At 58.3% G+C, this 5,581-nt stretch carries 2 protein-coding genes; one reads left to right on the top strand and one right to left on the bottom strand.

Annotated features, from left to right (window positions below; genetic code table 11):
* Positions 1–1,487: 1,487 nt before the first annotated feature.
* On the bottom strand, positions 1,488–1,622 hold the full coding sequence (locus FXB41_RS41525; protein ID WP_283843447.1) for a hypothetical protein: 135 nt from the start codon (positions 1,620–1,622) through the stop codon (positions 1,488–1,490).
* 1,792 nt (positions 1,623–3,414) lie between these two features.
* Here FXB41_RS41525 and FXB41_RS16745 point away from each other — a divergent pair.
* The gene (locus tag FXB41_RS16745; RefSeq protein WP_219682529.1) at positions 3,415–4,041 is read left to right on the top strand and encodes a LabA-like NYN domain-containing protein; all 627 of its coding nucleotides are present in this window, start codon (positions 3,415–3,417) and stop codon (positions 4,039–4,041) included.
* The last annotated feature ends 1,540 nt before the right edge of the window (positions 4,042–5,581 follow it).

The following is a 5,581-nucleotide window of genomic DNA, read 5'->3' as shown; positions in this document are numbered from 1 at the left end:
CGACTTCGTCGGAATCCGCATGCAGGTGTTTTGAAGCGGCCTGGACGCGGCTTCGTATCAATGTCGACGCGGGGACGCGCGATCGTTGCATTGAACGGTAGCTATCACCGCCGAAGAACTCTCCTTCTCCGCGCGGCCTTCGGGATACGCCGACCAAACCTTCTCGCGTTAGCGGCTTGCAGGCGACGCCTAAGCGTCTGCAGTTGCCCGAATAGTGCGATGAGCTCCTCGACCCGTTCACGCAGAATAGCCGAATAGTTGTAAACCTGACCTCGATTACTCATTACTGCCTCGAACAATGACTATTGAAACAATATGCAGGCCGCAACGGGAAGAGTATGCAATCGGAGGTAGGACCATACAAGCTCCAAAAGACGGTAGCGTGAACTTGGAAGGCCCCAGACACCAGAGGGGTTGTCGCTGCAAGGCTGCGGGGGCGATGCTGCAATACAAGAACGGGCACACGCGCCGGCACCGGTGTGGCGGTTACTTCCCTACTGATGGGTCTGGTGCTCGCTCAAGAGGCGTGCGAGGCTTGCCCATCCCCGTGGTCCCGGAGGGAGCCTCGCCACCAGCTGTGGTGCTCCCAACCCGCTCAAACGTCGTGACGAATGCCGCGAACGCCGCGACTATCACGGCAATCGCGAACAACAGGATCACAGGGTCGGGATTCCGCTCAGTACTCATGAGCAACTCCACTCAGGCGGGCCGGCAGCTGAGCAGCGCCCCAAATAAGCCGCGCATCGCGGCGTATCAGCTTTCGGTCGAGAGCTTCGGGCCCAGCGCTCTCCAAATTATCACGTGCGCTTACAAACGGCGCAGTTTATTGCAGATTCAAAATATTTGTTGGTCAAACCGGGGCGTTGGTTCAGATGGGTTAGCGCCCCGAACAAGCGGGTGCTCCCGCGAAGCATCATGCCATGTTGGCTGAGTGTCCTGAGCGCCGTCGGGGTTGAGGAGCATGGGCAGGTTTGCTGTCGTAACCCGCCAGCGCTGACGGCGCTGCTTCGACGGTTATTGAAGCAACTGCGGTTCCTAGATCCGGAGGCGGTATCATCCACCGCCCGCGAGCAGCACCACGTTTGCGATTGAGGAAGGCCGCCGATCCGAACGGAAGCTAAATCGAACGAAGGCGAGCCGCCCGATGTTAGAGAGGGAGCATCCGCCCGCAATGGATGCGAGTAGACTGGCCCCAGCCACGAATCAGCCCAGCGGCTGTGGTCTTTATGCCGCTGGTGTAGGCCCTGTTGCCCCTCTTGCCGCAACAGGACGTTGCAGCACGCGGCTCGAGGCATTCGCCTCCCGAAAAGCCTATGCTTGAGGCCCGCCTGATGCTCAACAGGACCTCGGACGGCGTATCGTTTTGCACCGTCTTCAGCACCCCATAGACCGGACGTCGGTGCGAGACCGCTTGCCGGCCTGCTGCTCGCCACTTCCGGCGCTCCAATCAAGCCCGGCGACAGTCCAGTCTGACCATGCCGACTTGGCTACCATTCGGGATCGTCGAAGCTGCCATACTCCCGCACGATGTACTCCCGCGTGAAGCACTCGACCGGGCGCCAGTGCTCGCGAACGACGATTGTCGGAGTCGGCGGCGTCCAATAGCCGGCGTGGATGACCATTGTCGGAGACGGCGGGTAGACATAGGGCGTATGAACACGCCAGCAAACCTCTCCCCTACACGCAATAGCGGCGGAGGCGCCCGTACTGGAGAGCGCAAGAAGGCCGGCAGCGACGTTAGCGGCTAGAAGAGCGTTCCTGCCCAATGACCGATTCAGCTCGTTCATGTTTTCCTCCTTCCTAAGAGCATTTCTTCTTTGCTGCCTCGAAACAAACCCCAGCAGAAACCGGCTAGTTTCAAGCGTCCAAGATTAAAACTCACTTGTGTTCGAAGGCAGCGATCAAGGTCCCGCAACAACCTAGGATAAGTTCACCCCTTCCAGCTACTTCGCAACGTGAGCGGCTGGGGGGCGCTCGTATCGCGCTTGGACAGCCTTTGCGATCCACTGCCGTATTTATTTGCTGATGTGTGCACCGGCCGTTAAGGTTGGTTAAATTCCCGGTATAATCATTGGCGATCGCAAGGGACCTGAGCATGCAATTGCACCATGCGAATACCTTGGCGGAAAGGACCGAGACGCTCGCGGATCACGGCAGTGGCTCGCGACGTCGCCGGTCACCTTCGACCAATCAGATTTCACGACCTCCAATCGAGATGAGATCCTGGCGCTATTGGCCCCAAGTAGTCACTCAATACCCACCACGTGGCTCGTTCTGGCCGCATTGGCGGGGGGCTTTGGATTGGGCTGGGCTGGTGCGTGGTACGGTCCTGCAGCTCCTCTCGACCCGACTGCCCAGGTAGAAACGGCCTCGCGTCGCATGCGGACACAACGGCGGGGGGTAAAGCCGAAGGCCTCCGACAGATTGCATCGGGTTAGCGAACAGCGCCTGCTTTGGGGCAACCCTCGACAGTCGTCGCGAGCGTTGCTCCGAAGCCTCTGGCCAGATGGTCGGACGGGGCCCAGTCCGCGGAGTTTTCAAGCAGGCGTTCTCCGACCATCCAAGCAGATGTGCTGTGACCGGCTCGATAGAGCCCAGAGCGCCTCTCACACCCTCGTCGGACACAACGCCGACGACGATTGAGCGGTGGACCATTCTAGATGTTCGAGGCGGGACGGCGGTTCTCGCTGGGCCTGCTGGCGTTCGGATGGGAATGCGCGGCGACACAGTCCTCGGCTTTGGGCGCATCGACTCTATCGTGCGTTGGGGCAACCGCTGGATAGTGGCGACGGATAGCGGATTGATCACGACGCCATGAATGCCGCGGCGATCGTGCATTCTTCTACAGGGTATGCGGCGTTTTGAGTTCGTTGCTATGAGGCCAGCTTCGTCGCTGGGATTGGTCGGACGACTGTTTTGCTCGTTGCAGCCGCTCCTCCGGTGGAAACCTTCGATCTCGCCGATCGATAGGAGCCGAGAGCAGCATCAGGAAAAGCGCCCTGGCTGCTTTGTATCTGGCGGCAGCTCTGCTGGTCTCCCGTCCTGACATCACGGTCGTCTCTTCGCGGGTGTACACGCGCCAAGTCCACCTGCGGCCTCGCCGCTCAAAGGCGATATCAAAGACTTCGAATTGGTCAGGCATTGCCGTGCACAACAATTCCGGGCAGGTCTAGAATAGTCGAAAGCGCTGACCCAATCCACAAGTGACTGACATGCCCCTCAAAAACGCCCCCAGCCGGAATTTGCTCGTCTTTGAGGGGTACGAGTTGGAGTGGTCGAGGAAAACTGTTTGAAGGTTAAAGGACCCCGGTATAGCATCGGCAAATCCGGCCTTGATGAAAGCTTTGGAAGTGCCGCCTCATTGGCGGGTTCATATTCCCGCAGCATGGTACTTCGTCCTTCCGAGATCACAACATGTCGTCTCCCAGCAAGATTGCGCTCTTCATTGATGGAGCCAATCTCTATGCGACAGCCAAGACGCTCGGCTTCGATATCGATTACAAGCGCCTGCTGAGCGAATTTCAGAGTCGCGGTACGCTTCTGCGCGCGTTCTACTACACGGCCATTATCGAGGACCAGGAGTTCTCCTCGATTCGTCCGTTGATCGACTGGCTTGATTATAACGGCTACAGGGTCGTCACCAAGCCGATCAAGGAGTTCATCGACGCTGGCGGCCGACGGAAGGTCAAGGGCAACATGGACATTGAGCTCGCCGTCAATGCCATGGAGCTCGCCGCGCATATCGACGAGATGGTGCTGTTCTCCGGTGACGGCGACTTCCGGTCCCTGGTCGAGGCGGTGCAGCGCCGCAGCGTTCGGGTCACCGTGATTTCCACGATCGCGAGCCAGCCGCCGATGATCGCGGACGAGCTGCGCCGCCAGGCCGACGTGTTTACCGATCTCATCGAACTCCAAGCCAAGGTCGGTCGCAGTCCGTCCGAACGCCCGGTGCAGCGCGAGTCGCGCTATCGCCCACAGCAGACCCCAGAGCGTCAGACCATCGCGGGACCGAAGGGAAATGACAGCCTTCTTGAGAACTGATTCCGAGCGAAGCCGCTGGTGCATTCAGCCTGGGTAGCGACCGCACTTGGTCGTTCGTTCAAGCTGTGTGCCGCCGAATGAGCTTGACGAATGAGCCCGGCATTTGCGCCGGGCTGATCGCCAGTATGGTTCAGGTGCTGAGCAACGAACGAAGTAGAGAAGACCCTTCGTGGTCCGTCGGTTCGGATCCCGACGTTGCATGCCCATTCGCATGCATGTTGCTGCACCCTTGATTACGTCAAGCTGCGAAATCCGCGCGCGACAATGCCGCATCAAGTGGCATTCGAAACTGATGTGAAGCCTGAAGCGAAAGCAGTTCCGTTTCGATGCTCTGACGGAACCCAATTGGATGCCCTCAAAGGGCAAATTTAGTTATGTCCGATAATCATGATGACTCCACCGCAGTAATAAAAAATAGGATTGGGGAAAACAGAAGCAGGGAGTTTTGCGATGGAAGCTATGCGCCGCTTTCGCGCGATGGCGTTGCTATGCCGACAAGCCGCCGCGCGTGATCCCGAGAGAAGCTGGAAGCTGCTCGCAGAGGCAGAGTACTGGGAGCATCTGGCGGCTACAGCTCTAGCCCACTAAACGCACGAATTAGCGATTGCTCAAATGTCCTGTTTTAACGTGGCTCCTTAATCCAAATTATATTCCGGGGCAGGTAATGACCAATATTCGCGAGGGCTACAGCTGTGCTGTTCTGCACGCACGCCTCCAAACGCTCATCGCCGAGCTTAGAGAGGTGGAGAAGCTTCGAAATAGGCTTCGAATCGTAGGGGCGAGAACAATCGGCAGAAGACGGCGGGCTGGAGCGGGCAGCAGAGCAAGAGCCGTTTGGAGACCATGTTAGATGAACCTGAGCATTGATCCGCATCAGCCTACGGCGTAAAGAATGAGAAATAGCCGGGCACGGGGAGGCCAATCTCTTCCCAAAATCCTGGCCACCTGTTCGCCTCGCCGGTGCAGCGGCAACCGGAGTTTGTGCACTCCATCCAGTCATAGATAGCCACGAGACGAGCTTGCCATTTGTACGCCGTCTTGGGCTGCAGCGTCACGGCTGTTGCCCCTACAAGTCGAGAGCAATCGTTTGGAAGACATCCTGCTACGGGAGACAGGATATTGGGTTGATACGTAAACTGTTCGTGCCCTTCTCTGATTTCGAATTCGACGATCCCCCTCGGCGGGCAAATATTGGGCGAAGGATCTGGATCGCCGCCTACTCGCAGAACTACTCGATTGGTCTTTGCGGTGCCCGCCCAAGGAATCTGTGTCCCATCATGGCTCATTTGCTCCACAGACACATTTTTCGGCTCGTGCCTTAAGAGGGTAATCCCGAAACAACATCTTTGCCGTTCAAGCAATTTGGGCGCGTCCGCCGACCGGTGCGGATTCCGGGGATTGCGGCCAGGGATTCCGATTGAACGCGACCATGCATTCCGATCGAAGGCGGCCACCTGTTCCGACGAAGGCGGCCGGAGTGTCGTTGCCGGCATGAGGAGTTGGGTCAGGTTTTCTTGGCGGCGTCAAGATTGGCGCGCTG

It is taken from the genome of Bradyrhizobium canariense, assembly GCF_019402665.1.
GTDB lineage: Bacteria > Pseudomonadota > Alphaproteobacteria > Rhizobiales > Xanthobacteraceae > Bradyrhizobium > Bradyrhizobium canariense.
Note: the sequence above shows the minus strand (reverse complement) of the source record. Positions and strands in the feature narration are given on the sequence as shown.